The 26,425-nt window shown below is 58.7% G+C and carries 23 protein-coding genes and 1 pseudogene; 12 read left to right on the forward strand and 12 right to left on the reverse strand.

Translation table 11 applies throughout. The features are described 5' to 3' along the window. Positions 1–80 precede the first annotated feature (80 nt). Complete coding sequence (locus E4O98_RS26505; protein WP_032879553.1) at positions 81–992, forward strand: SDR family oxidoreductase; 912 nt, start codon at positions 81–83, stop codon at positions 990–992. A gap of 403 nt (positions 993–1,395) precedes the next feature. Here E4O98_RS26505 and E4O98_RS26510 read toward each other — a convergent pair whose 3' ends face one another. Further along, on the reverse strand, positions 1,396–2,271 hold the full coding sequence (locus E4O98_RS26510; protein ID WP_223017920.1) for an AraC family transcriptional regulator: 876 nt from the start codon (positions 2,269–2,271) through the stop codon (positions 1,396–1,398). Between the two features lie 136 nt (positions 2,272–2,407). Between E4O98_RS26510 and E4O98_RS26515 the strand changes: the two genes are divergently transcribed. Then, entirely contained in the window at positions 2,408–3,310 is a 903-nt protein-coding gene (locus tag E4O98_RS26515) for a DMT family transporter (RefSeq protein WP_032879555.1), read from the forward strand. A 14-nt stretch (positions 3,311–3,324) separates the two neighbouring features. Here the strand turns inward: E4O98_RS26515 and norR are convergent, their stop codons facing one another. Beyond that, positions 3,325–4,869 (reverse strand): nitric oxide reductase transcriptional regulator NorR, encoded by a 1,545-nt coding sequence (gene norR / locus E4O98_RS26520; protein ID WP_248136706.1) that lies wholly within the window; start codon positions 4,867–4,869, stop codon positions 3,325–3,327. Positions 4,870–5,016: 147 nt separating this feature from the next. Between norR and hmpA the strand changes: the two genes are divergently transcribed. From hmpA to queC, 8 genes are all read left to right on the forward strand, one after another. Beyond that, a complete protein-coding gene (gene hmpA / locus E4O98_RS26525) occupies positions 5,017–6,198 on the forward strand; it encodes an NO-inducible flavohemoprotein (protein WP_032879559.1) in 1,182 nt (393 codons plus the stop codon). Between the two features lie 221 nt (positions 6,199–6,419). Then, the gene (locus E4O98_RS26530; RefSeq protein ID WP_032879561.1) at positions 6,420–6,926 is read left to right on the forward strand and encodes a disulfide bond formation protein B; all 507 of its coding nucleotides are present in this window, start codon (positions 6,420–6,422) and stop codon (positions 6,924–6,926) included. Positions 6,927–7,718: 792 nt separating this feature from the next. Continuing rightward, entirely contained in the window at positions 7,719–8,660 is a 942-nt protein-coding gene (cyoA, locus tag E4O98_RS26535; RefSeq protein WP_005791256.1) for a ubiquinol oxidase subunit II, read from the forward strand. Positions 8,661–8,663: 3 nt separating this feature from the next. Beyond that, a complete protein-coding gene (cyoB, locus tag E4O98_RS26540) occupies positions 8,664–10,682 on the forward strand; it encodes a cytochrome o ubiquinol oxidase subunit I (RefSeq protein ID WP_005791254.1) in 2,019 nt (672 codons plus the stop codon). Positions 10,683–10,685: 3 nt separating this feature from the next. Then, positions 10,686–11,312, forward strand: a complete 627-nt coding sequence (locus E4O98_RS26545) for a cytochrome o ubiquinol oxidase subunit III (RefSeq protein WP_248136709.1) — start codon at positions 10,686–10,688, stop codon at positions 11,310–11,312. After that, positions 11,312–11,647 (forward strand): cytochrome o ubiquinol oxidase subunit IV, encoded by a 336-nt coding sequence (cyoD, locus tag E4O98_RS26550; protein ID WP_003194051.1) that lies wholly within the window; start codon positions 11,312–11,314, stop codon positions 11,645–11,647. Before E4O98_RS26545 ends, cyoD begins: the two co-directional genes overlap by 1 nt. Positions 11,648–11,658: 11 nt before the next feature. Then, entirely contained in the window at positions 11,659–12,546 is an 888-nt protein-coding gene (gene cyoE / locus E4O98_RS26555; RefSeq protein ID WP_005791249.1) for a heme o synthase, read from the forward strand. 167 nt (positions 12,547–12,713) lie between these two features. Continuing rightward, positions 12,714–13,412, forward strand: a complete 699-nt coding sequence (gene queC, locus E4O98_RS26560; RefSeq protein WP_032879562.1) for a 7-cyano-7-deazaguanine synthase QueC — start codon at positions 12,714–12,716, stop codon at positions 13,410–13,412. A 141-nt stretch (positions 13,413–13,553) separates the two neighbouring features. On the opposite strand, the gene E4O98_RS26565 is transcribed toward queC, so the two are convergent. Together E4O98_RS26565 and E4O98_RS26570 are read right to left on the reverse strand one after the other, a co-directional pair. Next, positions 13,554–14,432 carry a queuosine precursor transporter gene (locus tag E4O98_RS26565; RefSeq protein WP_032879563.1) on the reverse strand — a complete coding sequence of 293 codons (879 nt, stop codon included), beginning with the start codon at positions 14,430–14,432 and terminating at the stop codon, positions 13,554–13,556. Beyond that, a complete protein-coding gene (locus E4O98_RS26570; protein ID WP_248092520.1) occupies positions 14,419–15,024 on the reverse strand; it encodes a helix-turn-helix transcriptional regulator in 606 nt (201 codons plus the stop codon). Before E4O98_RS26570 ends, E4O98_RS26565 begins: the two co-directional genes overlap by 14 nt. 212 nt (positions 15,025–15,236) lie before the next feature. Between E4O98_RS26570 and E4O98_RS26575 the strand changes: the two are divergent. Further along, positions 15,237–16,331 (forward strand): annotated as a pseudogene (locus E4O98_RS26575) (pyridoxal phosphate-dependent aminotransferase). Positions 16,332–16,433: 102 nt separating this feature from the next. Here E4O98_RS26575 and E4O98_RS26580 read toward each other — a convergent pair. From E4O98_RS26580 to E4O98_RS26615, 8 genes are all read right to left on the reverse strand, one after another. Continuing rightward, complete coding sequence (locus E4O98_RS26580) at positions 16,434–17,150, reverse strand: hypothetical protein (RefSeq protein WP_032879566.1); 717 nt, start codon at positions 17,148–17,150, stop codon at positions 16,434–16,436. A gap of 94 nt (positions 17,151–17,244) precedes the next feature. Continuing rightward, entirely contained in the window at positions 17,245–18,498 is a 1,254-nt protein-coding gene (locus E4O98_RS26585; RefSeq protein ID WP_148852670.1) for an aspartate aminotransferase family protein, read from the reverse strand. A gap of 114 nt (positions 18,499–18,612) precedes the next feature. Further along, positions 18,613–19,626, reverse strand: a complete 1,014-nt coding sequence (locus E4O98_RS26590; protein ID WP_032879571.1) for a diguanylate cyclase — start codon at positions 19,624–19,626, stop codon at positions 18,613–18,615. 409 nt (positions 19,627–20,035) lie between these two features. After that, positions 20,036–21,937, reverse strand: a complete 1,902-nt coding sequence (locus E4O98_RS26595; protein ID WP_148852668.1) for an alkaline phosphatase D family protein — start codon at positions 21,935–21,937, stop codon at positions 20,036–20,038. A gap of 121 nt (positions 21,938–22,058) precedes the next feature. Then, on the reverse strand, positions 22,059–22,244 hold the full coding sequence (locus tag E4O98_RS26600) for a hypothetical protein (RefSeq protein WP_146097887.1): 186 nt from the start codon (positions 22,242–22,244) through the stop codon (positions 22,059–22,061). A gap of 141 nt (positions 22,245–22,385) precedes the next feature. Next, positions 22,386–24,614: an ATP-binding protein gene (locus E4O98_RS26605; protein ID WP_248136711.1), complete on the reverse strand. Its 2,229-nt coding sequence runs from the start codon at positions 24,612–24,614 to the stop codon at positions 22,386–22,388. After that, a complete protein-coding gene (locus E4O98_RS26610; protein ID WP_032879575.1) occupies positions 24,611–25,225 on the reverse strand; it encodes a biliverdin-producing heme oxygenase in 615 nt (204 codons plus the stop codon). Before E4O98_RS26610 ends, E4O98_RS26605 begins: the two co-directional genes overlap by 4 nt. Positions 25,226–25,419: 194 nt before the next feature. Beyond that, positions 25,420–25,800 carry a response regulator gene (locus tag E4O98_RS26615; RefSeq protein WP_032879577.1) on the reverse strand — a complete coding sequence of 127 codons (381 nt, stop codon included), beginning with the start codon at positions 25,798–25,800 and terminating at the stop codon, positions 25,420–25,422. Between the two features lie 180 nt (positions 25,801–25,980). Between E4O98_RS26615 and E4O98_RS26620 the strand changes: the two genes are divergently transcribed. Beyond that, positions 25,981–26,412 (forward strand): VOC family protein, encoded by a 432-nt coding sequence (locus E4O98_RS26620; protein WP_228308944.1) that lies wholly within the window; start codon positions 25,981–25,983, stop codon positions 26,410–26,412. Positions 26,413–26,425 lie beyond the last annotated feature (13 nt).

Below are 26,425 nucleotides of genomic sequence, written 5' to 3' on the forward strand. Positions count from 1 at the left end.
AGCCTCGGCCGTCTTTATTGTGACCAAAGGCGCTGTGCGTGACACTCTGCCTATTCCCATTGTCGCCAGCGGAGTTCGGTATGAGTGAATCAGTGCAGTTCCAGGATAAGGTCGTGATCGTCACCGGTGCCGGCGGTGGCCTGGGCCGTGCTCATGCACTGCTGTTCGCCAGGCACGGAGCCAAAGTGCTGGTCAATGACCTGGGTGGCTCCACCCAGGGCGAGGGCGCCAACGCCTCGGCGGCCGACCGGGTGGTAGCAGAGATTCGCGCGGCAGGCGGCATTGCCGAGGCCAACCATGATTCGGTCACCGACGGTGACAAGATCGTACAGAACGCTCTGGATGTCTTCGGCCGGATCGACGTGGTAGTCAACAACGCCGGGATCCTGCGCGACAAGACTTTCCACAAGATGGACGACAGCGACTGGGATCTGGTTTACCGGGTGCATGTCGAAGGCGCCTACAAGGTTACGCGTGCCGCCTGGCCCCATCTGCGCGAGCAAGGTTATGGCCGGGTGATCTTCACCGCCTCCACGTCAGGCATCTACGGCAACTTCGGCCAGTCCAATTACGGCATGGCCAAGTTGGGCCTGTATGGGTTGACCCGCACCCTGGCGCTGGAAGGGCGCAAGAACAATATCCTGGTCAACGCCATCGCCCCTACCGGCGGTACGCGCATGACCGAAGGGCTGATCCCGCCCCAGGTATTCGAGCGGCTCAAGCCGGAACTGGTCAGCCCGTTGGTGGTGTATTTGGGCAGTGAAGCCTGCCAGGAAACTTCAGGGTTGTTCGAAGTGGGTGGCGGCTGGATCGGCAAGACCCGTTGGGAGCGCAGCCTGGGGGTGGGGTTTGATCCCGAAGCGGGCTTCTCGCCGGACGAAGTGGCGGCGCATTGGCAGCAGATCTGTGATTTCGAAGGGGCTGCACATCCCAAGGACAACATTGAGGCATTGAAGGAGATGATGGCCAACTTGCAGAAGTTCAGCCTCTGATCATTGCCGGAACATCATTGAATCTCGCGGGGCGTCGATGACGCCCCGTTTTATTTCAGGCATAAAAAAGGCCGCTGCATAAGCAGCGGCCGAAGTAAGACGTTGGATCAAGGAGCGACAAATCAACGTCAGTGAACACCGGTAACAGACTGAATACGGGATCAATCCGTTGTAAATCTGCTGTTCTCCCCAAGCAGGGAGCGGGCCATTTGCCCTGAAAGCGAGGTAAGAATAGTCGCTTGTAACAAAATGAGTAATAGCAGTTCAGGACAAGGACTGTTACCAATTACGCAACAGTTGTGCTGCGTTCATCGACTCTTCTGATAACCCTCTATCCACCCCATTCATGCGCCATCTTCACGCCACAGGCGGTGGCCAAGGCGACGACGCTGGGCTTGATGGCCTAGGCGCGTAATGCCTGGCGGTATTCGCCCGGGGTGGCCCCCAAGGCTTGGCGAAAGCGCTGGTTGAAATGGCTGGCGCTGGAAAAACCGCACCTCAAAGCCACCTCACCCAGGGGCAGCGTGCTGCTGCGCAGCAGGGTCTTCGCCCGCGCCAGACGGCGTGCCAGCAGGTATTGATGGGGCGGCACGCCGAAACTCTGACGGAACATCCGGGCGAAATGGTATTCCGACAGCGCGCACATCGATGCCAACTGGCCGAGGCTGATGGGGTCTTCGACATGGTGGTCGATGTACTCCACCAGACGCCGCCGTTGGTGCGCCGCCAGCCCGCCTTTGAGGCGCAGGCCCTCGCGTACGCCGACCTGGTTGAGCAGGGTGTGGCTGAGCAACTCATGGGCCAGGCTGCTGGTCAGCAAGCGCTCTGCGGGTTCGAGCCAGTTGAGGCTAATCAGCTGGTGAAAGCGCCGGGCCTGGCGGGCGTCTTCAAGGAAGGTCGTCTCACGCAACTGCAATTCCCGCGGCTCGCGGTCCAGCAGGGTGACGCAGCCGAGGGCAAATTGCTCCGGGCTGAAATACACGTGGGCCAGGCGAATCTCGCCATTGATCACCCACGCCGACTGGTGCTCGGCCGGCAGAATGCACAATTTGTCGGGGCCGCCCTTGGTACCCGGTCGGTCGCGACGAAAGGTGCCAGTGCCGCCGCCGATATAGCAGGACAAGGTGTGATGGCTGGGCGCCTGATAGTCCTGGGCATCGTGGTGGTTGCTCCACACGGCCGCAGACAAACCGTCACCGAGCTCGGCGCAGGCTTCCAGGCGTGCGTGGGGCGAGCGGTTGAGGGATTGAAAGACGTGCAGCGATTCCAGCTCTGGCATGGTGTGTTCTCCGACGCCTTGCATCCTACTCCCGGCGGCGAGCGCTGTGAGCCCGTCACCCGACAAAAGCGCAAGAATGTGCAAGAACCTCAGGGCGATTAACCGCAACACTGTGGCTCAATCGTCGGAGCCTGCTATGAACCTCTTCTTGTACTTACTCACGGTGCTGATTTGGGGTACCACCTGGATCGCGCTCAAATGGCAACTGGGCGTGGTGGCGATTCCCGTGTCGATTGTCTATCGCTTCGGCCTGGCGGCGCTGGTGCTGTTCGCGCTGTTGCTGCTCAGCCGCAAATTGCAGGTGATGAACCGCCGCGGGCACCTGATTTGCCTGGCCCAAGGGCTGTGCCTTTTCTGCGTCAACTTCATGTGCTTTCTCACCGCCAGCCAGTGGATCCCCAGTGGCCTGGTCGCCGTGGTGTTTTCCACGGCGACCTTGTGGAATGCCCTGAATGCCCGGGTGTTTTTCGGCCAGCGGGTTGCTCGTAACGTATTGACGGGCGGCGCGCTGGGGCTGCTGGGCCTGGGCTTTCTGTTCTGGCCGGAACTGGCCGGGCATACCGCCAGCCCGCAGACCTTACTCGGGCTGGGCCTGGCGCTGCTGGGAACGCTGTGTTTTTCGGCGGGCAATATGCTGTCGAGCCTGCAACAGAAGGCCGGGCTCAAACCGTTGACCACCAATGCCTGGGGCATGGCCTATGGGGCAGCCATGTTGGCGACCTATTGCGCAGTGCGTGGCATTCCCTTCGAGATGGACTGGAGCGCACGGTATATCGGTGCGCTGTGGTACCTGGTGATCCCGGGCTCGGTGATTGGGTTTACCGCCTACCTCACCCTGGTCGGCCGCATGGGGCCGGAAAAAGCGGCATATTGCACCGTGCTGTTTCCGGTGGTGGCGTTGAATGTGTCCGCATTCGCCGAGGGCTACCAGTGGACGGCGCCGGCGTTGGTGGGGCTGGTGCTGGTGATGTTGGGGAATGTATTGGTGTTTCGTAAACCCAAACCGGTAAACCCGGTTTTCCAAGCGAAACACATTTAACCGAGTTGCCTGGTCTATTTCAGGCCCAGGCGCTTGGCCATGCGCCCAAGGTTGGCGCGGTCCAGGCCCAGTTCGCGGGCGGCGCCGGCCCAGTTGTGCTGATGACGTTCCAGACAGGCGCTGATGATCTGGCGCTGATAGTGCTCGGTGGCCTGGCGCAGGTCGCCAGTGGCGATGGGCGCGGCTTGCACTGGTACATCAATCACCGCTGCACTGATGTCAGGCAAGTCCAGGTCCTGGGCGCTCAGGCTGAGAATCTTCGGGCGTTCGCGACAGTTGCCCAAGGCTTTGAGCGCGCTACGTCCGATCAGGTGTTCCAGTTCGCGCACATTGCCCGGCCAGTTGTAAGCCAGCAGCGCCGCCTGGGCGTCACTGGTCAGGCGCAAGCTACCCAGGCCCATGCGCGACCGGTTCTGTTCGAGGAAAAAGCCTGCCAATAGCAGCACATCCCGTCCGCGCTCACGCAGCGCCGGCACTTGCAGCGGGTACACGCTCAGGCGATGGTAGAAATCGGCGCGGTAGCGGCCATTGCGCACCTCTTCGGCAAGGTCGCGGTTGGTGGCGGCAATCAGGCGCACGTCCACCTGGTGTTCCTTGTCCGAGCCCAGGCGCTGCAACTGGCCGCTTTGCAATACGCGCAGCAGCTTGGCCTGCACGCTCAATGACAGTTCACCCACTTCGTCCAGAAACAACGTGCCGCCGTTGGCCAGTTCGAATTTGCCCCGTCGCTCATTCAACGCGCCGGTGAAAGCACCGCGCACATGGCCGAACAGCTCGCTCTCTACCAGGGTTTCCGGTAGCGCGGCGCAATTGAGGCTGATCATCGGCTTGTCGGCACGCGATGACGCGGCATGGATCGCCTGGGCCACCAGTTCCTTGCCGACCCCGGTTTCGCCGGTGATCAGCACGGTCAGGTCGCTGCCGCCCACCAGCTTGATTTCCTCGACCAGCCGTTTGTGCGCTTTGCTCTGGCCGATCATTTCCTTGTGCTGCTGACCGCTGGCCTGGCGATAGATTTCGGCGCGCTGGTGCTCGTCCTCGGCCCGTAGCGCCAGGCGCTCAATGCGTTCAGCCACATTGACCGTGGCCGCGGCCAGGCTGGCGAAGGCTTGCAGCGCGTCCAGTTCGACCCGTTCAAAGCGTTCGTTGTCGAGGGCGTCAAGGGTCAGCAGGCCCCATGGCTGGTCGTCGATAAACAGCGGGCAGCCCATGCAGTCGTGGACTTCAAGGTGGCCGTGCAAACCGGCGACCAAGCCGTCATAGGGGTCGGGCAATTGGCTGTCGCTGTCGAAGCGGGTAGGGCCGGGGCTGCTGAGCAATATTTCAAAGCGCGGGTGTTCGCTGATCTTGAAACGGCGGCCCAGGGTATCGGCGCTCAAGCCATCCACCGCCAGCGGCACCAGCCATTCGCCATCCAGGCGCAGCAGCGCGGCGGCATCACACGGCAGCAGGGCGCGCATGGCTTGCAGCAGGCGGCGGTAGCGCTCGCCTTCGGGCAATTCGCGGGACACGTCGGCGACTAGCGGCAGCAGGGCGGTGAGCAGCGATTTTGCAGTCATAATGACTCCTTGTAGTCGATATGACTATAAAGCGTAAGAAGTCATATTGACTACAAAATATCTAAGCTGTTGAAAATTAAGAATTTATTAGTTGGCACGAATACTGACTACCTAAAGGTAATGAGTAAAAAGACCCAGGAGTCTGCCATGCTAAGTGCCCAAGACCGTGCCATCGTCAAATCCACTGTGCCCCTGCTGGAAAGCGGCGGCGAAGCACTGATTACCCACTTCTACCGCATGATGCTGTCCGAGTATCCCGAAGTCCGCCCGCTGTTCAACCAGGCCCACCAGGCCAGCGGCGACCAGCCCCGGGCCTTGGCCAATGGCGTGCTGATGTATGCGCGGCATATCGACCAGTTGGACCAGTTGGGTGACCTGGTGGCCAAGATCATCAACAAGCACGTGGCCTTGCAGATCCTGCCGGAGCATTACCCGATTGTGGGTGCCTGCTTGCTGCGGGCTATTTCCGAAGTGCTGGGCAGCGAGATTGCCACCCCTGAGGTGATGAGTGCCTGGGGCGCGGCCTACGGCCAGTTGGCGGACATTTTGATCGGTGCCGAAGCGGCCATCTACGACGAAAAAGCCCAGGCGCCCGGCGGCTGGCGGGGGGCGCGACCATTCCTGTTGGTCAAGCGCGTGGAGGAGAGTGACGAGATCATCTCCTTCTATTTCGCCCCAGTGGACAATGGCCCGATCCTGGCTGCCGAGCCCGGCCAGTACATCGGCCTGAAGTTGGTCCTCGACGGCGAAGAGGTGCGTCGCAACTATTCCCTGTCGGCCCTCACCGATACCGGCATGTACCGCATCAGCGTCAAGCGCGAAGCCGGCGGGCGAGTGTCCAACTACCTGCATGACCAGATGCACGTTGGCGCGACGGTTGACCTGTTTCCACCGTCGGGCGAGTTCACCCTGGCTGCCAGCGATAAGCCGCTGGTGCTGATCAGCGGCGGGGTGGGCATTACGCCAACCCTGCCGATGCTCGAAGCAGCCCTGGCGAGCGAGCGGCCGGTGCACTTTATTCACTGTGCGCGTAATGGCGGGGTGCATGCGTTCCGTGACTGGGTGGACACCCTGGCGGCCAAGCACCCGCAGCTCAAGCGCTTCTACTGCTACGCCGAGGATGACGGTATCAGCCCGGCGGCGGACAAGATCGGGATGCTCAATCAGGAGCAACTGGCGGCCTGGTTGCCCGAAGACCGTGATATCGATGCGTACTTCCTGGGGCCCAAGGGCTTCATGGCGGCGATCAAGCGTCACCTCAAGGCCCTGGGTGTGCCGGATAAGCAGGCTCGCTATGAGTTCTTCGGCCCGGCGGCGGCGCTTGAATAGATTTTAGCCCATTGACCGTATCGGCATCATCCCGGGCAAGCCCGGCTCCCACATTGGAATGCGTTCTCTGTGGGAGCCGGGCTTGCCCGCGGTGGCGTCCGCATAATCACTACATTTACCATGATTAATCCGCTGTTAACCCCTCTCTGTTTTAACCACTGCCTGTGTGTAAACTTGTTGCCATCAGGCACAACCATAATCAGAGAAAGGGAAAGACGGGGATGATTGACGACATGCGTTTGGGCAGGGAGCGGCGCTTTCTGGTGTTGCTGGGCATTATCTGCCTGGCGCTGATTGGCGGCGCGCTGTACATGCAAGTGGTGCTGGGCGAAGCGCCGTGCCCGCTGTGTATCCTGCAACGCTATGCCTTGCTGCTGATTGCGGTCTTCGCGTTTATCGGTGCCGCCATGCGCACCAAAGGCGCGGTGACCTTCTTTGAAGGGTTGGTGGTGCTCAGCGCCTTGGGCGGCGTGGCCGCCGCCGGCCACCATGTGTACACCCAGTTCTTTCCTCAGGTCAGCTGCGGCATCGATGTGTTGCAACCGATCGTCGATGATCTGCCCCTGGCCAAAGTGTTTCCCCTGGGGTTCCAGGTCGATGGTTTCTGCAGCACCCCTTACCCGCCGATCCTCGGCCTGTCCCTGGCCCAATGGGCGCTGGTGGCGTTCGTGCTGACAGTGGTCCTGGTACCCCTGTGTATCTACCGCAACCGTCATCCCAAAGCCTGACCCCTCGCAGCGACAAAACGCTCCGGCCTTCTTGAGTAGGCCGGAGCGTTTTGGTTTGTAGGGATTTGTGAAAGCGCTGTGACGAGGGGCAACTTAAGGTGCGCGCAGCGTGCGACATGTTGTCACACGGACGCTGTCGCAGGACGTTTCTGACCCGCCGAATCGACCCTTAAATTTGCACCCGGCGCACAAATTGTGCTGTCAGTTCGTGGGCCTGGCCGTGCCGTGACGGGCGCGAGTCTGGAGAGCTTGATGGATCTGCGAATCCCTTGGTTTATGGGCACTTGCATCCATTGGTCATGCCCTTACAGGCTGTAAGGGAAGTGGCAATCTGCCCAATAACACGGCAATTTTTGTGGTTTTTGTTGAGAATCGAACGCGATAAGATCGCGAATCTTTGCAACTTTGGTGAAGGATTGTTGCTGGAATCGATAAAAATTATTTCTTTATAAGACATGGTTTATACATCGCTAGCTAACTACAATCGCCCGCACTGAATGTCCGGTGCTGTTCAATATTTGAGCATTGGAGCGGTCGAGGAGCAGATGGAAGGCTCTGTGCGACCCCAGGTTCCGGCAGCCTTTCAACTATCCGCACCAAATGGAATTGGTCTGTAACAAGGCCTTTAGCCACGAAATCGAATAAGAACTCACTGCAGGTCCGTGAAACGTACAGTTATGACGTGTCGGGCAGGCTCTTATTCAATCGAAGAGAAATGCCAACCCTTGGCAGGGTGAAGTGTTGGCGATCAAAACCCAACTGCATTGCGCAAGCTGCTTTAGAGGTCGTGAGATGAGTAAAAACAGGTACCCCCGATTACTAGGCTTTTTGCCGCTGCTTGGCATGTTTTTAATGCTGGGAGGCTGCAAGTGGACCTTGCTCGACCCAAAAGGACAGGTCGGTCTGGATGAACGAAACCTGATCATCACCGCTACCCTGCTGATGTTGCTGGTTGTGGTTCCTGTGATCGTGATGACCTTCGCCTTCGCCTGGAAATACCGCGCGTCCAACACCAGCGCCACCTACGCGCCGAAGTGGTCGCACTCCACCAAGATCGAAATCGCGGTGTGGCTGGTCCCGATCCTCATCATTATCGCCCTGGGTTACATCACCTATAAGTCGACCCACGCTCTGGACCCGTACCGTCCACTGGAATCCGACGTGAAGCCTGTGAACATCCAAGTGGTCGCGCTGGATTGGAAGTGGCTGTTCATCTACCCGGACCTGGGTATCGCCACCGTCAACGAGATCCGCTTCCCGGAGCACACCCCGCTTAACTTCCGGATCACCTCCGACGCCGTGATGAACTCGTTCTTCATCCCTGCACTGGGTGGCCAGATTTACGCGATGGCAGGCATGCAGACCCGCCTGCACCTGATCGCCAACCAGAAAGCTGAAATGGAAGGCATCTCCGCCAACTACAGCGGCGCTGGCTTCACCGGCATGAAATTCAAAGCGATCTCGACAAGCCAGGAAGATTTCGACGCCTGGGTAGCTGCAGTCAAGGCCGCACCTAAACAGCTTGATCAAGCTGAATACGACGCCCTGACCAAACCAAGCCAGAACAACCCTGTCGCCTTGTACTCCGCGTATGAGCCGGACCTGTTTCAGAAAATCGTCGACAAGTACGAAGGTATGAAGCCAGGCAAGCCGGTCAAGCACGAGAAGAAAGAAGTGGCCGCGGTTGAAGGTTCTGATACAGGCGCGCATTCAACTGCTGGGGCAGAGGAGTAAACGATGTTTGGTAAATTAAGTTGGGACGCGGTCCCATTCCACGAGCCGATCGTGATGGTGACCATCGCCATGATCGCGCTGGGTGGTCTGGCACTGGTTGCGGGTATTACGTACTTCAAGAAGTGGTCCTACCTGTGGACCGAGTGGCTGACCTCGGTCGACCACAAGAAAATCGGCGTCATGTACGTCATCGTTGCCATGGTCATGCTGCTGCGTGGTTTTGCCGACGCCATCATGATGCGTACCCAGTTGGCCATGGCCACCGAGGGTTCGCCTGGCTACCTGCCACCTGAACACTATGACCAGATCTTCACCGCCCACGGTGTGATCATGATCATCTTCATGGCGATGCCATTCTTCACCGGCTTGATGAACCTTGCCTTGCCGCTGCAGATTGGTGCGCGTGACGTTGCCTACCCGTTCCTGAACTCCCTGAGCTTCTGGCTGCTGGTTTCCGGCGTGGTGCTGATCAACGTTTCCCTGGGCGTCGGCGAATTTGCCAAGACCGGTTGGGTTGCGTATCCGCCATTGTCGGGCTTGCAATACAGTCCGGGCGTGGGTGTGGACTACTACATCTGGGCCCTACAGTTATCAGGACTCGGGACGACATTGACGGGGGTCAACTTCCTGGCCACCGTCCTGAAAATGCGCGCCCCTGGCATGAAACTGATGGACATGCCGATCTTCACCTGGACCTGCACCTGGGCAAACGTGCTGATCGTGGCTTCGTTCCCGATCCTTGCCGCTACCATGGCGCTGCTGTCGCTTGACCGTTACCTGGATTTCCACATTTTCACCAATGAGCTTGGTGGCAATCCAATGATGTACGTGAACCTGTTCTGGGCATGGGGTCACCCTGAGGTGTACATCCTGATCCTGCCAGCGTTCGGTATCTTCTCCGAAGTGATCTCGACCTTTACCGGCAAGCGCCTGTTCGGTCACCACTCGATGGTCTACGCATCGGGCGCGATCTCCGTACTGGGCTTCATGGTGTGGCTGCACCACTTCTTCACCATGGGCTCGGGGGCCAGCGTCAACGCCTTCTTCGGCCTGGCGACGATGCTGATTTCCATCCCGACGGGGGTGAAGCTATTCAACTGGCTGTTCACCATCTACCACGGTCGTCTGCGCATGACCAGCCAGGTCCTGTGGACCCTGGGCTTCATGGTGACCTTCGCCATTGGCGGCATGACCGGCGTACTGCTGGCCATCCCGGGTGCTGACTTCGTGCTGCACAACAGCCTGTTCGTGATCGCGCACTTCCACAACGTGATCATCGGTGGTGCGGTATTTGGCTACATCGCTGGTTTCAGCTTCTACTTCCCGAAAGCGTTCGGCTTCAAGCTGCACGAAGGCTGGGGCAAGGCTGCATTCTGGTTCTGGATCTCGGGCTTCTTCGTCGCGTTCATGCCGCTCTATGCACTGGGCTTCATGGGCATGACCCGTCGTCTGAACGCCACCACCAACCCTGAGTGGGTACCGTACCTGTACGTTGCCATGTTCGGTGCGGTGATGATCGCTGTGGGCATCGCCTGCCAGTTGATCCAGCTGTACGTCAGTGTGCGTGATCGCAAGAAGAACATGTGCGAGTCCGGCGACCCATGGAACGGCCACACCCTGGAATGGTCGACCTCGTCGCCACCACCGTTCTACAACTTCGCTGTGATCCCGACTGCGAACACCATTGATGCCTTCACCGAAGCCAAGGAAGACGGTACTGCGTACCAGAAGCCCAAGCACTACGAGCCGATCCACATGCCAAACAACACCGCCACTGGCGTGGTGATGGGTGCGCTGTTGACCGTGTTCGGTTTCGCGATGATCTGGCACATCTGGTGGCTGGCAATCGCGAGCCTGGTGGGCACTATCGGTTACTTCATCATTCACGCTGCCCGTGATGATCAAGGCTACATGGTGCCGGTCGAAACGATCGAACGCATCGAAGCCGAGCAGCACGCTCGCCTGGTAGCCGAGAAGAAGATTCCGGCCAACCGTGTAGAAACCTCGTTGGAACAGGCTTAAACCATGTCGAACTTAGTGACCAATGCTGGACACGCCCATGTCGATGACCATGGGCACGATGACCATCACCACGACTCGGGGCCAATAACCGTCTACGGTTTCTGGCTCTACCTGATGACCGACTGCATCTTGTTTGCGTCGATCTTCGCGGTGTACGCGGTACTGGTAAACAACGTAGCGGGTGGCCCGTCGGGCCACGACATCTTCGAACTGCCTTACGTGCTCGGCGAAACCGCCTTGCTGTTGTTCAGTTCGATCACCTACGGCTTCGCCATGTTGGCCTTCTACAAAGGCAACAAGAAGGGCGTGATGACCTGGCTGGGCCTGACCTTCCTGTTCGGCCTGGGCTTTATCGGCATGGAGATCAACGAGTTCCACCTGCTGATCTCCGAAGGCTACGGTCCTAGCCGTTCCGGTTTCCTGTCGGCGTTCTTCACGCTGGTCGGCACCCACGGTCTGCACGTAACCGCAGGTTTGCTGTGGATGGCGGTGATGATCTATCAGGTCAACAAGCACGGCCTGACCAACACCAACAAGACCCGCCTGAGCTGCCTGAGCCTGTTCTGGCACTTCCTGGACGTGGTCTGGATCTGCGTATTCACCGTCGTTTACTTGATGGGGACTCTGTAATGGCTAATGCACACTCCCATGACAGCCACGATTCGAGCCACGGCAGCGTAAAGTCTTACGCCATCGGCTTCATCCTGTCGGTCATCCTGACCCTGATCCCGTTCGGCCTGGTGATGTACCCAACCTTGCCGAAGTCGATCACCTTGATGATCGTCCTGGCGTTCGCGGTGATTCAGGTCCTGGTGCACCTGGTGTACTTCCTGCACCTGGATCGCTCCAAAGAGCAGCGCGAGAATGTGATCGCGTTTGTGTTCGCAGGCCTGGTGATCGTTCTGCTGGTTGGTCTGTCGCTGTGGATCATGTTCAGCATCCACACCTACATGATGGCGAAGTGAGGTAAGACCCGATGTCGCTTAAGCACTTTATCCAAATCACCAAACCGGGGATCATTTTCGGTAACGTGCTTTCTGTGGCGGGCGGTTTCTTCCTGGCCTCCAAGGGACATGTCGATCTGGCCATCTTCCTGGCTGCGATGATCGGTACGTCCCTGGTGGTTGCTTCCGGATGCGTGTTCAACAACTGCATCGACCGTGACATCGACATCAAGATGGAACGCACCAAGAATCGAGTGCTGGTCCAGGGGCTTATTTCCCTGAAGCTGGCGCTGATCTTCGCGACCATCCTGGGTGTTGCGGGCGTAGTGTTGTTGTACAAGGTGGCCAACCCGTTGGCGGCGCTGTTTGCCGTGATCGGTTTTGTCATCTATGTCGGCCTCTACAGCCTGTACCTCAAGCGCAAGTCGGTTCACGGCACGCTGGTGGGCAGCCTGTCGGGGGCGATGCCGCCGGTGATTGGTTATGTGGCTGTAACCAATAGCTTCGACATGGCCGCGCTGGTGCTGCTGGTGATGTTCAGCCTGTGGCAGATGCCGCATTCCTACGCCATCGCGATTTTCCGCTTCAATGACTACCTGGCTGCGTCGATTCCGGTTCTGCCGGTCAAGCGTGGCATTCAGGTGGCCAAGAAACACATCCTGCTCTACATCCTGGCGTTCCTCGTGGCGACCTTGATGTTGACCTTCAGTGGCTACGCCGGCATGAGCTACCTCGCCGTAGCCGCCGCCATGGGCATGTACTGGTTGTACATGGCCTGGACCGGTTACAAGGCGGTGGACGACACCGTCTGGGCGCGCAAGCTCTTCGTGTTCTCGATCTTCACCATCACCGCGCTCAGCGTGATGATGTCCCTGGATTTCCAGGTACCGAAAGAGCTGTTGCTGACCTACGCGCACTGAGTGGTCTTGCAGTAAAAAAGCCCCGCCTTCGAAAGACGCGCGGGGTTTTTTATTGAGCGCTGCGCTAAACCGGATACGCTGCGTTATCGTTGACGTTTTTCGTGAGCAAGGGCTAGCCGCCCGCCTCGCTCCTACACCCCAATTCTACAAATGCAGGAAGCAATGCAATGAGTAAAAAAGCCGTGATGGTCTTCAGTGGCGGGCAGGACTCGACCACCTGCCTGATCCAGGCATTGAAGCAGTATGACGAAGTGCACTGCATCACCTTCGATTATGGTCAGCGCCATGTGGCGGAAATCGAAGTGGCCCGCAAGTTGGCCAAGCAATTGGGCGCCACCGTGCACAAAGTGATGGATGTGTCGCTGCTCAATGAGCTGGCGATCAGCAGCCTCACCCGTGACAACATTCCGGTACCGACCGTTAACAGCTCAGGCGAAAGCCTGCCGAGCACTTTCGTGCCGGGCCGCAATATCCTGTTCTTGACCCTGGCTGCGATCTACGCCTACCAGGTCAAGGCCGAGGCCGTGATTACCGGTGTGTGCGAAACCGACTTCTCGGGCTACCCCGATTGCCGTGACGAGTTCGTCAAGGCATTGAACCAGGCCCTCAAGCTGGGCATGGAATACGACGTGAGCCTCGACACCCCGTTGATGTGGCTGAACAAGGCCGAAACCTGGGCCCTGGCCGATTACCACAACCAACTGGAACTGGTGCGCGAGCAGACGCTGACCTGCTACAACGGCGTCATTGGCTCCGGCTGCGGCAACTGCGATGCGTGCAACCTGCGTGCCCGGGGCTTGAATGACTACCTGCAAAACAAGGCGGATGTCATGCAGAGCCTGAAGCACAAGTTGCAACTGAAGTAACCGCATCCAAGGCCCGCCAGGCTCTACCTGATGTATGAAGTCCAAATGTGGGAGGGGGCTTGCTCCCGATAGCGGTGTCGAGGCAAATACATTCTTAGCTGACCCACCACCATCGGGAGCAAGCCCCCTCCCACATAGGTTTCATGTGTTGGCAGTGGTCAGGTAGCGCTTGAACAACGAGCGCGCCCCATAGGCAGGCAGGATGTTGAAGAACGCAAAACCGACTTTGATCGCAATCTGCACATAGATCATGCTCAGGATATCGCTGGTCTGCATGGCGCCGTAGAAGGCAATAAAGCAGAACAGAAAACTGTCGATGATCACCGCAAAGAAGGTGCTGAAGAAAATCCGCAGGTACAGGTACCTGGAGTTGGTCAGTTCTTTGATCTTGCACAGCAGGTAGGAGTTTATATTCTCCGAGACCAGGAACGACACCGAAGAGGCCACCAGCACCGACGACACTTGCAGGATCACGTCGTTATACGGCCCATCGAGTTTCCAGCCCGGCAGCCCCGGCAGGAACGTTGAGCCATACAACAGGATGATGATCATCGCATTGCTGGCAAACGCAAACATAATGGCTCGCCGGGCCAGGCGCAGGCCGAAGTTCTCGTTCAGCAGATCCACAATCAAGAAGGTCAGCGGGTACAAAAAAGTGCCCGGCGTCACAATGATGCCCATGGATTCCAGGTAGATCGGTTTGGTCGCGGCGATGCTGGTGAAGATGTAAAACGTGAACAGCAACAGGTTCAGGATGATGTAGATCATCCACGAGTTTTCATTGCGGTCGTTAATGTCGTAGGCGGTGAGTGCTCCTGCTTGTGAATAGAACTTCTTGTAGAGGTTCTTGATTTCCAGCTTGTTGAAGTTGTCCATCATTTCGCTGTTGAGCACCTCACTGAGCTTGATTTTGACGACCTTGCCCGTGGCGATCACCATGATCACTGCCAGGCGCTTGTCATTTTCAAAGCCCAGCAACTTGTATTTGCTGTTTTCCACGGCGCCTTCAAAGGTTGTCATTGAAGCGCTCCTCAAGAATATCGCCGATGACGCACAAGCGGTCTGAGTTGCCGCAGGGTTCAAGGGTGATGAACAGCTTCTTGGTGGCGCGGTCGTACACCAGCTTTTCTTTATCGTCGCTCGATGCGCCTTTCTGCACGATCAGCAAGTCCCCCGGCTCATTGATGCCGGGAATCGCATGCTCCAGGCGAACGCCGATCAAGTTGCAGGAGTTGCCGAAGTAGTAAGTCAGTGGGTAAAGCGTGGCCAGTTCGCCGATGCGCTTGCCCAGGTTCTGCATCAGCAGGCTTTCCTTGAGCACAGGCACTGCCGCCGGGTTCTTGTTGCCCAGGGGGGAAACATTGCTTTCGATGACTTCCTTGGCTTCAAAGTTGACGGTCTCGATTTCTTCGTACGAAACGCCGAAGAAATCAGAGATCTTGCGAATGGTCGACTGTTGCACTTTGATGACCTTGCCTTCCAGGATGTTGTAGATGGTCGTCCTGGTCACGCCGGCGGCATTGCTTAACGAAAGCTGGGTTTCGCCACGACTTTTGATCAAGTACTTGATATTGCTCTTCAAGTGCTCGGTTTTTTCTCGTCTGTGTATCAAGTGCTCACCACTTCCATTTAGTCATCAGTCCATACCCGGCAGAACGTCTAGTTCCAGGCCCGCGGCAGCGCAAGTGTTGCATGGGCTCGCGTTGACAATAAAGTACTGAGTGCAGGGATACGTCCCGCCGCTAAATCAGGCAACTGCTTTCTCGTCATACCGTTATATCCGACCTGTGCGAATCCCTCGCACTTCGACAAGGAGTAGTCACCATGGTCAGCTTCAGCCGTAGGTCCCTTCTCGCGCTTGGGGCGGCGTTACCTGTACTTGGCCAGCTGGATTGAGCGGTTGCCAGCCCGGTGCCGGCTCAATCCGACAAGGTACGGCTCAACTACAACGAAAGCCCCTACGGCCCTTCAGACGCCGCCCGTGAGGCGATGCAGCGAGCGATTGCAGCGTCTGGGCGCTATCCCTACCCGGACATGTACGCCTTGGCCGCGCAGTTTGCCCACCAGCAGGGGGTTGCCGAAGAAAACGTCGCGGTGTTTGCCGGCTCGATGGCGGCCCTGCGTTTTGCGGTGCTGGCGTTTACCAACCAAACCCGTGGCCTGGTCATGGCGACACCGTCCTATGAACTTGTGCGTCAGGCGGCCGAGTCGATCAAGGCACCGGTGCATGAAGTGAACCTCGACGCCGGTCATGCCCATGATGTACCGGCCATGCTCGCGGCAGACCCACAGGCCGGCATGTTGTACCTGTGCAACCCCAACAACCCCACCGGCACCCTGACCCCTACCGAGGCCATCCGCCAAGCCCTGGCGAACAAACCCAAAGGCAGCGTGCTGGTGGTGGACGAGGCGTATATCGACTTCTGCGATGCACCCAGCTGTGTGAGTTGGGTCAAAGACCACGACGATCTGTTGGTGCTGCGCACGTTCTCGAAAATCTACGGCATGGCCGGAGCGCGTCTGGGGCTGGCAATCGGTCATCCGGCGCTGCTGGAGCGGCTGGCGGTGTTCGGCGGTGACAACGTCCCGGCCGCTGCCAGCCTATTGGGCGCACGTGCCAGCCTGGAGGACACCACGTTGGTGGGCCAACGCAAAGCGCTCAATGCCAGGTTGCGTGATGAGACAGTCGCCTGGCTCAAAGGCCGGGGCTTTAGCTGCACGGCTTCCCAGAGCAATTGCTTCATGATCGATGTAAAGCAACCAGCTGAGCTGGTGGTTGAGCGGCTGGCCGCACAGAATGTGCTGGTGGGGCGCGTATGGCAGAACTGGCCGCAATGGGTGCGGGTGACAGTGGGCAACCAGCAGGAGATGGAACGCTTTCGCGAGGTGTTTGCCGCGCAGATCGCGCCTGTTGGCTGAAACATTACCTGCAGCCAGCCATGACTGTGGCGAGGGAGCAAGCTCCCTCGCCACAGTGTGCTATCTCTTGAAAGTGATGTTTAGTCCAGCGGTGTTGCCGCGTTACTGCTGGGCAATGCTGTAGCCGGCAAACGCTGTCTGCTGCTGCAGCGCAGTAATCACACTTTTGCGGCTCAACGGCTGTTCATTACCGGCGTTATCCACAAAGCTTTCCACTTCCAGTTCGGCCTCGTCGCCTTCACCTACGAAGTTGAACCCCAGGAACTCGAATGCTTCGCGGTCCACGCTGAGCCTGGAGCGCGGTGTGCGCAGCGGCAGGGTGACGCTGATGCCATCCTTGCTGATCACGAACACCTCGGCTTCTTTCTTGGCACGTGCTGCCTTGCCCTTGCCGGCACTTGGGTTGCTGATGGCCTGGTGCGACTGGTTCAGCACCTTGAGGGCCAGGCCATAGACCAGTTCCTGAAACTGGGGATCGTCCTTGAAGCTGGACAGGATGCGGCTGATCGAGAACTTGCTGCTCAGGTCTTCGAGGGCGGCGTTATCGGCGGCTTCGGCGTCCTTCAATTGTTTGAGCTGGCCCATCAGGTCGTAGGCTTTGTCATCGTCGAAGGCGTCATGGGCCTGGCGGATGGCGATGCGCAGCTCGCGGATCTGGTCGCTTTCCTTGGAGGTATGAAACGCGTCCAGCACCATCTCGCTGATGATCTTGGCCGCTGGCACATGCTGTGAAAGATTGATGGCGTTTTCGTATTCGGCTTTGGCATGCAAGGCGGTTACGGATTCTTCGGCGGATTCTGCGGTGTAGGAATCAGGCATTAAAATTTCACTGCGTAGTAAACGGGGAGACAAAAACGTCGGGCATTTTCGGCGGGGTGGGGGATCAGGTCAAGACAGGTTCGGGCAGGTGACGTTATTGGTCCAGTTGCGCGAAGCACGCCTGGAGAATATCCAGGCCCTCCTCCAGCACCCAAGGCTCGATGGTCAACGGTGCCAGCAAGCGCACAATGTGCCGCGACTTGCCGCTGGGCATCAACAGCAAGCCGGCGTCTCGCGCCAGGCCCAGCAACTGAGTGAGTTGCCTGGAGGCCGGAGTGCCATCGACATTCACCAGTTCAATACCACGCATGGCGCCGACGCCGGTGAGGCGGCCCAGGTAGGGCGACAGTTGTTGTGAGCGCCAGCTTTCATGGCGGCTGACAATGGCCGCCTCCTGCTGTGCCCCCCAAGCTTGCAGATGTTCATCGGTCATCGCCTCAAGGGTAGCCAGTGCCGCCGCGCAGGCGATGGGGTTGCCGGAGTAGGTGCCGCCGAGGCCGCCCTTGGGCAGGTTGTCCATCAGCGCCTTGCGCCCCACCACAGCACCCAACGGCACGCCGCCAGCGATGCTTTTGCCGAGCAGCAACAGATCCGGTTCGATGCCCAGGCGCGAAAAGGCAAAGCGCTGCCCCGTGCGACCAAAGCCGGACTGGATCTCATCGACAATCAGCAGAATGTTGTGCTCGTCGCAAAAGCGCCGCAGGGCTTGGGCAAACTCGATATCGAGAGCGAGGAAACCGGCTTCGCCCTGCACCGGCTCGATGATGAAACAGGCCACATCGTTTACGTCGACTTCCACGCTGAACAGACGGTCCATCGCCTTCAACGCTTCGGCGCAGGTCACGCCGTTATCGACACTGGGGTACGGCAGGTGATACACCGGGCCAGGCAGTACGCCGACCTTCTGCTTGTAGGGCGCCACCTTGCCATTGAGGTTGAGGGTCGCCAGGGTTCGGCCGTGGAAGGCTCCATCAAAGGCGATCACCGCCGATCGCCCGGTGGCGCCGCGGACGATCTTCAACGCATTTTCCGCCGCTTCCGCGCCACTGTTGGTGAGCATGCCACTGACCGGGTAGTGCACCGGGATAAACGCCGTCAGGCGTTGCATCAACTCGATGTAGGGCGTATGCGGTGCGGCGTTGAATGCGTAGTGGGTAAGCCTGGTTGCTTGCTCGCGAATCGCCGCCACTACGCCCGGATGGCAATGGCCCAGGTTGAGCACGCCGATACCGCCGACAAAATCGATGTAGCGTTTGCCCGCGGTGTCCCACACCTCAGCGTTTTTACCGTGGCTGAGGCTGATGGGATGGACGATGGAAATCGATTGGCTGATGCTGGCGTGGCTCATGAATCGCGTACTCGACAAGGCTGGGCGTGGTTTATCTAAGCCGCGCACCGGGCCTTGCCGCAAACGAAATAAAGTCGCCGGGTCATTCCAAATCGGAAGGAGCGCTTGTCTGCATTAATCCGACACCCCATCTTTGCCAGCCGCCTTGGACCGATATAGCGCTCGGTCAGCCCTTGCCACCAGCGCGGCGGGAGACTCACCCATGCGCCGCTCTACAATCCCCAGGCTCAGGGTGACGTTGAGGTCGTTGACGATAGGCGACTGTTTGATTGCACGGCGAATCCTTTCGGCCAATTCCTTCGCCGTGTCCAGGTTGCTTGCAGGCAGCACCACCATGAACTCATCGCCGCCCCAGCGAGCCAGCAGGTCAGTTGTGCGTACGCAGCTTTCCAGACGTTCCGCCACCCCTATCAGCGTCTGATCACCGACGCCGTGACCGTATCGGTCATTGACCGGCTTGAAGTCATCGATGTCCATCGCCACCAGCGCCAGGGGCACACGAAAGCGTTCGGCGCGGTCGCATTCTTCCAGCAGGCATTTTTCCAGGCGATAACGGTTGGCGATGCGTGTCAGCGCGTCGCGCTCGGCCAGGGAGCGGTTTTCGTCCAGCTGTATCTGCAATTGTTGATTGACCCGCGATAGCTCAAGGGTACGTTCTGCCACCAGTGCTTCAAGGGATTGGTTGCGCTTTTGCAAGCGTTCAATGGAGCATTTACGCGTATGAATGTCGCGGTGCGCGCCCACCATGCGCGCCACTGAGCCGTCGGGGTTGCGTGCAATGATGTAGCCACGATCCTCGATCCACAGGTAAGTGCCGTCTTCTTTCCGGCAGCGGTATTCGGCGCGGTAAAGGGGCGAACGTTGACTGATGTAGTCATCAAACAACGCCATCACGCGCGGGTAATCCTCGCTATGGATCACGCTTTCCCAGGTGAACACGTTGTTTTCCAGCGAGTCTCGGGAGTAACCGAGCATTTCGTACCAGCCGGGGTTGCGGTAGACGTAGCCAGTCGTGGCGTTCCAGTCCCAGATCCCGTCACTGACCAGTTCCATGATGGCGTGCAGCAGGTCGGCGTTGAGTTCGGAAAAGTCATTGCGTAGTGGCTCGTTGCCGGGTGTATCGTCCATCAGCGCGCTCCCTGCAAGGGCTGGCTTCTAGGGGGCGTTCTCAATTAGTTTCCCCGTCGCGCCGGGTCTGCTGTTGTGCAGGGCAAGGCGCGAGAAGCGTGGTTTGGTCATTCCAAATAAGCTTCGAGCAACGCAGCCCTGCACAACAGCAGGCCCGGCCCTTCGGGTTGTGCCTTAAAGCGGGCCAGCCTGCGTTGCAGGCCTTGGAAAGGGAACAACCATTCCCTGCGGCCTGCGCCTTGCCTGGCCCGCTTTAAGGCGACAACGCGGCGGGGAAACTAATTGAGAACGCCCCCTAGGGGCCAGTTATTATTGGTGACGCCGATACTCCGTGGCTGGCGCTACTCTACCTCGCTGCTTGCACGGTTTGAATAGGGCGGATGTGCTGCTTTCGGATAGTGGCGTTTGGCTATGGTTCGGGCGCCAGCATCTTTGTTCGAGGCTTTCCATCCGCGTTGTGTTGGTAAATCTCATCCGGCTGGCCCTGTTCATTGAAAAACACCTGGCCAATTCCCGCGCTATTCCACAGCCGCTCACCCGCCTCGGCATGGTCCGGAATATACGGGACTACCTGCATGGTACGGCGGCGGGTAAACCAGTTGAGCGGCGAGCGTGGGGAATACAGCCAGCGGTTGAGACGGTCGAACCATTCCAGCAGGCGCGGCGGGAACTCATTCTTGATGCCGCTGCTGGTGATTTGCCAGATCCTCGGGCCGCCGTTGCGGTGACGGATCAGCACCTGGTAGACAAACGAGTAATGCACATCGCCGGAGAGGATCACGTAGTTACCGGGCGTGCGCGAGTGGCGGAAGATGTTCAGGATCACTTGGGCGGCGCCGCGATGAGCCATCCAGTTTTCGGCGTCCACCAGCAGTGGGAAGCCGCACCAACTGAAGACCTTTTGCACCGTTTCGATCAGCTTGACGCCAAAGATCGGCGCAGGCGAGACGATAATGGCCGACGGATGGTCGAGCAGCTCCTGTTGCAGTTCGCTCAAGGCTTCCCAGTCCAGCAGGCCGGAAGGTTGCTTGAGGGTAAATTCGCTGCGCCAGCGCCGAGTACGGGTATCGAGTACCACCAGGGCAGGGGTGGTGGGCAAAACGTAATGCCATTGCTGGAATTTCAGCAGCACCTCCAGCAGGTCATCCTGGGCAGCAGCGTCCAGATGATTGCCCTGCGCCTGGCCAGTCAGTGCCTGGGTCTGGGTCAGCAGTTCGCCGAACACCTGGGGTTGGTTGCCCCAGCCCTGGCATAACAGGTACGCCAGCAAGGCATTGCCGATGATGCGTTTGGAGAAGGGATGGCCGTAGGCAGTTTGCTCCCACTGAGCGCTGAGGTTCCAATCGTCGGTGATGTCGTGATCATCGAAGATCATCAGCGTCGACAGGTGGGCGAACACTCGGGCCACCCCCGGCAGGCCGGTGCGCAATTGATCGATCTGCACTTGTTCGCGGGCATAACGCAGTTGTTCTGGCGCGCTCAGTTGCGGCGGTTGTGGTGTGATCAGCGTCCACGGGGTGGGCGACCAGACCAGCAGGTACATCGCGATGACTTCGGCGAACGTCACCAGGTGATTGTCAGCGGTGCTGCTGGTGAAGATCGGCTTCTTCACGCCGCCGAAAAATCGTTCGCGCAGGGTCTCGTTACTGTCCAGCGCCGGAAGCAGGTCGGCGCGGTGGTAATAGCTGGCGCGATGCCCATAGAGGCTGACGCTGTCGTCTACCACGGCGCCCTCCAGGAACTCGTCGAACAGGCCCAGGTGCGCGATCAGCGCATGGATGGCCCGCAGCATGGGCCCGGCGACATCGTCGGCGTAGACCTGGTCGCCGCTCATCATCAGCAAGGCGGGGCGTTCGAGCGGGGTGCGGGCCTGCGCCAACAGGCGGTCGACGCACAACAAACCTTCATCTGCACGGTGATGGGGTTTACGGCAGGAGCCATGTACCAAGTGGTTGATGCGGCTATGCAGCACGAAGCTCGGCGTTGTGGCGTCGGCATACAGCAAGTGCGGCGCCCATTGTGCAATGCCAATGCCGTCGACGATCAGGTCGTAACCGATGACCTCGTCCTGGGGCAGAGCGTCGCTCAGCGCTACGTCGATCAAGTGGATAACGGCATGGCGCCCGACGGGCACGACTTGGCAGTGCGTTGCATCGAGCGGGATATTCAGCGTCTCGCCCTGGGGTAATTGCAGCCTCAAGCACAGTGGCAGGGCGCGACTGCCCACCAACCAGATAACCAGGCGCTGCGGTTCAAGGCGCCTTAGCAGGGGACCTGCGATGACGGCAGGCAGGATGTCGGGTTGACGCATGAAAAATGCAGCTCATACCAAGTGGGACTGGAGAGGATAACGCAGAGGATGTCAGTGTTTTGTTAACGCAAGTGCAGCGCGGTGCGCTGCACTGCACTTGTTGCCGGTGACCCGTAACGGTTTAAGTCAGTTTGCCTCCTCCGAGAGAGGTCATACCCGAACCTTTGGGTTTTGGTTGCGTGTCCTGCCCCTGTGGGGGGCCGTCAAGCGGCGAAGAAGTTGGTGCGGGATTGGCTGGAGGCTGGTTATCTTTTAAGCCTTGCTGGATGTTATAGCTGAAGCTGTGAAACGAATTGCCGATGAACATGGTAAAACCCCTTACTCAATTGGAGGACTGTTGTCGCATCAATACTCCCTTTGAGTGCGCACTGATTGAGTGAGGCTGGCCGGGTTTTTCGTTCCCGGCCATAGGTAACCATATGTTTGGCTAGTAGGAATTTGGTGTGTCTCAAGCAGGCTTAGGCACCGTAAACCTGAATTCACTGCCGCGCCCCAATTCACTGTCGGCTCCGATCCGACCACCATGGGCCTGGACAATCCCCTGGGTGATATACAGCCCCAGCCCGCTGCCGGTGGGATTGTTCTCGGACTGGGTCCAATAGCGGTCGAACACATGGGGCAAATGATCCGGCGCAATGCCTTCACCGGAATCGCGTACCGAAAACACGATCTCTTCGCCGTTGCTCATGGCGCTGATACCGATGTTGCCCTGGCGGGGGGTGAATTTGATGGCGTTGCCGATCAGGTTCGACAGCACTTGGAACAAGCGCTCCGGGTCGGCGCTGATCTGCAGGCCAGGCTCGGCGTTGAACGACAGGTCGATACCTTTTTCCGAGGCCAGTGGCGACAGCAGCGAATATGCCTCTTCAAATATCTGGCTGACGTCCAGCGCAACCGGCTTGACCACATAGCGTCCGGCTTCGATTTTCGAGGTGTCGAGCAAGTCCTCCAGCAGCACATTCATGCGCCCGGCGGCCTGTTGCATGGTGTCGATGGCCGAGGAAATCCGCCGTGAGGTGTGTGGGCCGTCGGAGCTGAAGGCTTTCTGCATCATGCCGCAGAGCATGGAAATAACTGTCATCGGGTTGCGCAGGTCGTGGGAAACCACTGCGACCAGCTCGTCACGGGCACGCACCGCTTGTTGTTCGCGCAGCACCTGGCGGGCCAAGTCATTTTCCAGGGCCGAGCGGCGCAGGTCATTGGCGGCAAACAGGTCGCCGTGGCTCCACTTGGTGGAAATGCCGGCCATTTCCACTTTCCAGATTTCAAACGACGTGCGTGGGCGAAGGCGTAGGCCAGTGTCAGAAGTTTCCAGATTTAGCGGCTTGCTCGGGTCACCGCTCCAATTGATGTTCTCTTTGACTTCCGGGCGAAACCACAACACACCGTTATCCACAGGCTTGGGCAGGCTCATGGCGAGCACACCACTGGCCACCGCCTGATACTCGGCGGCCGGTGGGTACACCGAAGCCAGGTTGTGGTTGGAAAATACCGGCTGGCCCAGCGTTTGCAGCCACTTGTGCAGCGCCCGGATTTGCGCTGGTTCCGGGCAGTTGCCGTAACGGTGCAACTGCTTGTCTTCGATGATCGCCACACCGCCCGACAAGGTCAGGTCCATCAGTTTTTTACCGTGGTGGGCCAGGCTGTCGAACACATTGTCGTCGCTGGCTTTCATCGCCCGATCAAGCAACGCCAGGGTTTCGACTTTCTCCTCTCGCTGGCGGCTTAACTCCAAGGCTTCCATGGCACTGATCTGCAACGACAGCACCTGACCGATGGTCTGGCAGGTCATACGCAGATCGTTCGGCACCAGCAGCGGCTCGCGGTTGCCGCAGCTGATCAGGCCCCAGAGTTTGTCGCCCTTCATCAGCGAAATACTCATGGACGACAACACGCCCATGTTCTGCATGTATTGGCAGTGAATCGGCGACACGCTGCGCAGGGTAGCGAAGCTCAGGTCCAGCGGTTGGCCGGTGTCCGGGCGCAATTTTGGCAATAGCGGTACGGGTTCGTAGGACGCATTCGGGATGATCCGAAGCCAGTTGGTGCGATACAGCTCACGGGCTTGTTCGGGGATGTCGGACGCGGGGAAGAACAGGCCGTTGAATAATTCCATGGCCGGCGCCGAGGCTTCAGCGATTACCTGACCATGGCCTTCGTCTTCGAAGCGATAGATCAGCACTCGGTCATAACCGGTCATGGCCTGGATTTCATCCACGCTGATGGCGTACAGCGCTTGCAGTGTCTTGGCCGATTGCAGGCGTTGCAGCATTTTGCTCAGGTTGCTGGTGAGACCATTGCGTACCTGGGGTTTGAAATCCGCGAGCAAGGGTTCGAATTCCAACACCAGCACGTTCTGATGACGATGCAGCAAACCTTCGAACTGAGCACCGTTGAGCGTGACATGCAGGGGTGGGGCGTCGATAAAGGTATTGTGCTCGGCCATCGACTGCACCACCTGAGCGTGTTCACTGCCAATCAACGTGTGCAACGGTTGATTCAACAAGGCCTCGGGCGTGTGGCCGAACAAGGTGCCGACGTTGGCACTGACCTGAATGATGTTCAGCTCAGGCTCCGACAGCGTCAGCAACACGCCATGAGGCTGGATTGCCCCGGGGAAGCGGATGGGCTCGTCGGCACAGTTGGCAAGCAGCTCTTCAAAATCTTCGGGTTTCATAGCAGTACCTCCTGGCGTTCGAGCCATTGCTCAAAGCCGCTGAAAGTGGACCGGGCAGCCATCACTGCGCGCGCTCGAGCGCTCGCATCCAGTGGCTGATGAGCCAGGTAGTCGAGAAAGTCTTTCCAGCGCCGGCCGGTCTCGGCACCGTAGACATCGAGAAACGCACCGCCGTTGTCGGCTTCGATCGCCAGGCGTGACGCCATCTCCCGGCGTAATACCTGGCCGCCGAGCGTTGCACCTTCCAGTACATACAGGGCGCCGAGGCAAGCGGCAGGAGTGTCCAGCGCGGGGAGTTGGGTGCAGCGGGGAAGGGCATCGAGGGTGGGACTATCCAGGCCCAGGGCGCGCAGATCGTTGACCAGCGTCGGCGTTTTCACACGTGATGCAATGTCAATTCCATCTGGAATCAGGCCACCGTCGTACAGCGCCGCCTCCATGGGTTGATAAAAACCGTAGTACGCCTGCAGCAATCGCCGATACCACTGGGCATCCAGGCGTTCGGAAAAAAACGGCAAACGCTTTTCCAACGCGACATGCAACAGGCCGGTACCCGTGCGTAACGTTTCCAGCAAGGATGGCGCACCAACGTCATGGGCCTGTGAGTGCATTCAATGAGCTCGAACTGTGGGCCTGTCGGCCAGGAATGACGCATGAAAATGGGCGACAATTCTACACAACTCGTTGTCGTCAGCTGAGCGCAAGAAGCGAAAAGGCTGACCAGTGGATCAGAAAAGTCGCTCCCTGTATTCCAAATGACCCCACGGCACGCCACGAGTTCGGTCCGGATGATATCGCGACGCTATCAATGCATGGGCGGTCCCTGCTGGGTCAACGCCGTTTGCACGCACTCAAGCAAGTGATCGGTGCTCCATGGTTTAGGCAGAAACCGCACCGAGCTGCCCAATTGAGTGGCGATCTTCGTATTGCCGGAAGTCAGCACCACCTGAACCTCAGGCCAGCGATGAGCCACTACGCGGCTCAAGTCGTAGCCATTGAGCAGGCCGGGCATTTGAATATCACTGACAATCAAGTCCACAGGGTCGTCGCCCCGCTCCAGATAAATCATCCCTTCATCCGCCGAAGGGAATGAAGTCACCACCGCACCGAAATCCTCCAGCACATCCACCATTAACGCCCGAATGATCTCGTCGTCTTCCAATACTAAAATCGATGGCTGAGCCATGATCCTTACTCCACCATCAGGGGTTCAGTAAGGTGGAGTGGGGGTTGGGTATATAGGTTCGATTGGATGTTTTTTAAACGATGGGTGGTCATTCGGCTGGTTCCAGCATGTGGTCTTGCCCCACGCCGTCAGCACGATAATCCGTTAAGGTAAGCGCCACTGCGACGTCCAAGGAATGACATGTTTAAGCGTAATCCCCTCGTGCCAGAACTCATCGTTACCCACCTCGGTGCCAGCCTGGCATTCTGGGTTGACCAGTTGGGTTTCGGCATCGCCTATCAGCGCGCTGAAGAAGGCTTTGCCTACCTCGACCTGCACGGTGCGCAAATCATGCTGGAACAATACGAGCCGCACGCCGGGCAGTGGTTGACCGCGCCCTTGCAGCAGCCTTTCGGGCGTGGCATCAACTTGCAAATCGACGTGCCTGCCATAGCGCCTATCTTGCGGCGCCTGTCGGAGATCGGCCGCCCGTTGTTCCGTAACGTCGAGGATGCCTGGTACCGCGCGGGCGACGTAGAGGCCGGGCAGCGCCAGTTCATCGTGCAAGACCCGGACGGTTATCTGGTGCGCCTGGTGGAACGGCTGGGGGAGCGGCCGTTCAAGCAGGCATAATTGACGGCAATAA

Source organism: Pseudomonas sp. W2Jun17, assembly GCF_023127795.1.
In the GTDB taxonomy this organism is placed as follows: Bacteria; Pseudomonadota; Gammaproteobacteria; order Pseudomonadales; family Pseudomonadaceae; genus Aquipseudomonas; species Aquipseudomonas synxantha_A.